The sequence below is a fragment of the Thauera aromatica genome (assembly GCF_023093595.1).
Taxonomy (GTDB): Bacteria; Pseudomonadota; Gammaproteobacteria; order Burkholderiales; family Rhodocyclaceae; genus Thauera; species Thauera aromatica_A.
Window position 1 is genome coordinate 1 of record NZ_JALLIK010000048.1, and the last position, 3,686, is coordinate 3,686.

8 protein-coding genes and 1 tRNA gene are annotated in these 3,686 nt (G+C 63.3%); 5 read left to right on the forward strand and 4 right to left on the reverse strand.

Annotated features, from left to right (window positions below):
- Window positions 1–70: 70 nt before the first annotated feature.
- Window positions 71–340: a hypothetical protein gene (locus MXC99_RS00590; RefSeq protein WP_247723703.1), complete on the reverse strand. Its 270-nt coding sequence runs from the start codon at window positions 338–340 to the stop codon at window positions 71–73.
- A 685-nt stretch (window positions 341–1,025) separates the two neighbouring features.
- Between MXC99_RS00590 and MXC99_RS16870 the strand changes: the two genes are divergently transcribed.
- From MXC99_RS16870 to MXC99_RS00605, 4 genes are read left to right on the forward strand one after another with little or no spacing between them, the layout of a single operon-like run.
- A complete protein-coding gene (locus MXC99_RS16870; protein WP_282100111.1) occupies window positions 1,026–1,148 on the forward strand; it encodes a hypothetical protein in 123 nt (40 codons plus the stop codon).
- A gap of 2 nt (window positions 1,149–1,150) precedes the next feature.
- Window positions 1,151–1,339, forward strand: a complete 189-nt coding sequence (locus MXC99_RS00595) for a hypothetical protein (protein ID WP_247723704.1) — start codon at window positions 1,151–1,153, stop codon at window positions 1,337–1,339.
- Complete coding sequence (locus MXC99_RS00600; RefSeq protein ID WP_075149486.1) at window positions 1,336–1,665, forward strand: hypothetical protein; 330 nt, start codon at window positions 1,336–1,338, stop codon at window positions 1,663–1,665. The genes MXC99_RS00595 and MXC99_RS00600 overlap by 4 nt, the downstream gene beginning before the upstream one ends.
- Window positions 1,662–1,880, forward strand: coding sequence for a hypothetical protein (locus MXC99_RS00605; protein ID WP_247723705.1), 219 nt, complete (start codon window positions 1,662–1,664; stop codon window positions 1,878–1,880). The genes MXC99_RS00600 and MXC99_RS00605 overlap by 4 nt, the downstream gene beginning before the upstream one ends.
- Window positions 1,881–2,154: 274 nt before the next feature.
- Here MXC99_RS00605 and MXC99_RS00610 read toward each other — a convergent pair.
- A tRNA-Thr gene (locus MXC99_RS00610) sits at window positions 2,155–2,230 on the reverse strand.
- 115 nt (window positions 2,231–2,345) lie between these two features.
- Between MXC99_RS00610 and MXC99_RS00615 the strand changes: the two genes are divergently transcribed.
- Window positions 2,346–2,504, forward strand: a complete 159-nt coding sequence (locus MXC99_RS00615) for a hypothetical protein (protein ID WP_247723706.1) — start codon at window positions 2,346–2,348, stop codon at window positions 2,502–2,504.
- Window positions 2,505–2,529: 25 nt separating this feature from the next.
- Here the strand turns inward: MXC99_RS00615 and MXC99_RS00620 are convergent, their stop codons facing one another.
- Together MXC99_RS00620 and MXC99_RS00625 are read right to left on the reverse strand one after the other, a co-directional pair.
- Window positions 2,530–2,994, reverse strand: a complete 465-nt coding sequence (locus tag MXC99_RS00620; RefSeq protein ID WP_247723707.1) for a ProQ/FINO family protein — start codon at window positions 2,992–2,994, stop codon at window positions 2,530–2,532.
- Between the two features lie 103 nt (window positions 2,995–3,097).
- On the reverse strand, window positions 3,098–3,247 hold the full coding sequence (locus MXC99_RS00625; protein WP_247723708.1) for a hypothetical protein: 150 nt from the start codon (window positions 3,245–3,247) through the stop codon (window positions 3,098–3,100).
- Between the last annotated feature and the right edge of the window lie 439 nt (window positions 3,248–3,686).

Here is a 3,686-nt window from a genome sequence, read left to right on the forward strand (position 1 = left end):
ATCACCTCTGATCCTCTGCCTCAAAATGAGGCAGAGAGGTTAAACACCCTGGTCAGTTTTCAGCCGGAATTCACCCCTCTACATGGTCAGTTTTCGGCCGGCGCCAACACCGATATTCCCGGCGTTCCTCTTTCGATCGGGCGCTGCCGCGATAGGTGACGATGCGTTCTTCCACATACCCGGCCCGCGCCAGCCGGCGCAGACCGAAGGCCAGGGGGCGGTACTTCAGCCGCGCTCGCTCGGCTGCCTGGATCGCTGATGTCCATTCGCTCCTGCAGGTGCTGAGCACGAGCCAGGCCGCCAGATCCGTGCGACTGGATTTGAGTTCGGGTTTGCTCATACGCCGGATCCTCCGCCCGATCGAACGACAGCCTCCTCTGATGCGAGGTGATACACCGCCGTGGGAGATGCTCACCCGCTCCTGTGCCCCGCCCAAGTGAATGCAGCCGCTAATACCAGGATGATGAGCGACCCAAATGAATCCGGTAGCACATCGAACAGCCAGTTACCCACGGTGATCAGCCCGCAAAGGACGAAGAATGCGAGGATGGCAGCTGCCCCGCCCCGCCGGTGCTCATCCCTGCGAGCCCCTTCGATGCTTTCCCTTAGTTTCTGATTCAGGAGCATATCCCGTGAGGGCTCCGGTAAGCGTTGATCCGTCATGCCAAACCCCACATCGGTGGAACGCCCCGTCATGCTACCGCACCTGCATGTCAATCTTTGCCTTTGCGGCTTGCGGCTTGACGCCCAAGTGACACTTGACCTACTCTGGCCCGGCACCGCAGACAACGGTGCCGGGCTTGGCAGCCTGAAATGACCGAGGCGGACACATCCGCCGCTCTGGCGGATTTTTCATGTCCACCGCTGTGCTGTGCTGTGCTGTGCTGTGCTGTCTATGGCTGGCGCTGCGAGGAGGGCGAAAGCCCTGCCGGTTACCTTGGTCGCCGGTCTGCCAACCTTGCAGACGCCAGCCACCCCGCTTGGCAGCGGGAGCTGGCCGATTCAATCGACCAGGAGCACGCACCATGCACGACCACCACCAGGGCGCACCCGCGCCGACCATCACCCGGCTGCACATCTGCCGCACCCTGCGCCATGCCTTCGGGCCTGCGCTCGCCTATCGCATCGCCTTCGCGTGGAGGGCGTGAGCATGGACCCCGCCAAACTGCACGCCGCCATCACCGCTATCGAGGCGCTGGCCTCCGCGCTCACCATCCCCGGCACCGCCCGCGCCGACCGCGCCGCCGAACTGCGCGAGCTGCTGACCGGCATCATGCGCGCCGCCGCTGATGCGCTGTTCGCGCTGGCGCTGACGGACACCGAAGGGGGCGAGGCATGAGACAACCAATCTACGAATCCATGGCCCTGCTGATGGACAAGGCGCACGACAACCTGACGCCTGCCGAATGGCGTCAACTGACCGAGTTGTCGGCAGCCGCTTCGAGCGAGGCGCTGCGGCTGTCCGAGGTGACGGCGAGCCTCGCCAGTCTCGTGCTGGCCGATGCGAAGAACCCGGAGCGCGGCGGACACTTCCAGAACGCGGACGACGTTTTTACGCTGCTGGCCGCGCTGTCGCATTCGCTCGAAACTGTGGCGGCAATGGCCGAAACTGGCAGCTATGCGGCATCGATGCTGATCCCGCTGCGGCAGGAGGTGGCCGCATGAGTACGCCGACACTGGCTGCTGACGCGGTGGGATACCTTCGCCTCTGCGCTGAGAGCTTCGACCAACTCGCGGCGATCCTCAAGGCCATCGAGGACGCGACAGCCGAACACCACCACCTGCACGCCCTGGCTGGCGCGGGGCTGCACGTCGCGGCGGATATGCGCGAGCTGGCGAAATGCTGGCGGGACGAAGTGCAAGAGCACGGCATCGGCTGACCAGGGCAGGGCCAGCACCATCAACCAGACCCGGCCTGTGTGCCGGGTTTGTCGTTTGTGGGGGCGGCGCTTGAGGTGCGACGGGTCCTTCCAGGCTGCACCCGGCGCGGGTAATTCGAACCGCGATGCTCGCCAGTTTTTCACCCCTCCATGGGTTGTTGCTTCGACGGCGCGGGGTGCGGGGTGGGCTAGCGTTTTTCTCTGGCGTGCTAGCCCGGTGATAGCCCGACTGAAAATTAAAAAGGGCTGCCTCGCTGCAACCCCTTGAATTTAGTGGTGCCGGCAATAGGAATCGAACCCACGACCTTCTGATTACAAATCAGCTGCTCTACCAACTGAGCTATGCCGGCGACGGAGCGGGATTATAGCGCAAGCACGTAAAGCCCGGCATGCCGACCCACTTGCTTTGATAACTGTATTTACATACAGTTATCGAGATTGAAAATACTCGGGAGTGCCGCCAGCATGGAAACCGGAACCACACGTAGCTTGATCGGCCTCGGCCTGATCGCCGGCCTGATGATCGGAACGGGCCATATTGGCGGGGGACTCGCGGTGGCGGTCGCGGCAAGCGCAGCTGCCTGGCTGGGACGCGCGGAGGCCTTGAGGAGCGATCCGCGCTGACTGCCGCCGCCCGTCCCGCGCCGCGTTAACGACCGAACTTGTTCACCAGCTGGCGCAACTTTTCATCGCGGCGGCGCTCGGCCTCTTCGGCCTCACGCTGTTCGCGTTGTTGCCGGGCGACGGCTGCGAACCGTTCCTTCAGCGTCGTCGCGGCATGAGTGCGCTGCTCGGCGGTCACTTCACCGACGGGCTTGCCGTCGAGGTCGAAGCGCTCGGCGCCGCGCTCCACCGCCTTCAGATAGCGGGTCGAGGCGGTATGGATACGCAGGGCGGTACGCAGGCTCTTGCGATCGAACTCCGGAAAACGCTCGAGAATGCTGGCGTCGACCTTCAGCGCCAGGGGCTTGCAGTCGCGGAAGGCGGCGCACTCAGCCTGCAAGCGCTTGAGCATGGCGCGGGAATCGACACCCCGAGGCTTCTTTGCAGGGAGCTCAGTGGCAGGGGAAGAGGGCTGCGTTGCGGCGGCCGTATCGGGCTGGTCTGAAATCATCGTGATAAAGGCTCTGAGTCGGGTCATGCGTCAACAACATGCGGCTTGCACGCTACCGGAAAGGTCCATTTCCATCCGGCTGCGACGCAAGCCCGCTATTGTGTCATGCCTTTCGTTCGATCCGGGAGATCCCGGACGATGCCGTGTCGTCTTCGTGCACCTCTTCCCAGCCGGTGATCATCGCCTTGATATGGGCGAGCGGAGTCCGGCCCACGGTCGCCAGATAGAGGTGGATGATCGGGAAATCCAGCATCAGGAAGGCGCCACACAGTGTGGAGCGTCACGACCTGCTGCAGTCCCAGCGCCGCGGGCAGCCGGCCTTCGACGCTTCCCCACAACAGGTAGAGCAGGACCGAAGCCCAGAGCAGGGGGTTGATCACCAGTTTCACGCCGAGGTAGGCCAGGCGCTGCAGCGGGTTGTGCTTGCGCTCGAGCGTGATCTTGTAGGGATGTGGCGCCCCAGTAAAAATTCCGCAGACATAGTGGCGGACCATCCTGTCGACGTTTTCCAGGGTCGGGATGTAGTGCTTCCACGCTCCGGTGGTGAAGTGCCAGAAGATCGCGAAGACCCACAGTGCGATCGTAAGCGCTCCACGAACCCCATCCTTCCTGGGCTCGCTACGCTGTGATCAACTGCTCAGCCTTGAGATTCCAGGGCAGGAGAGCCTCGAAGTGTTCGACGGTGGTGGCGG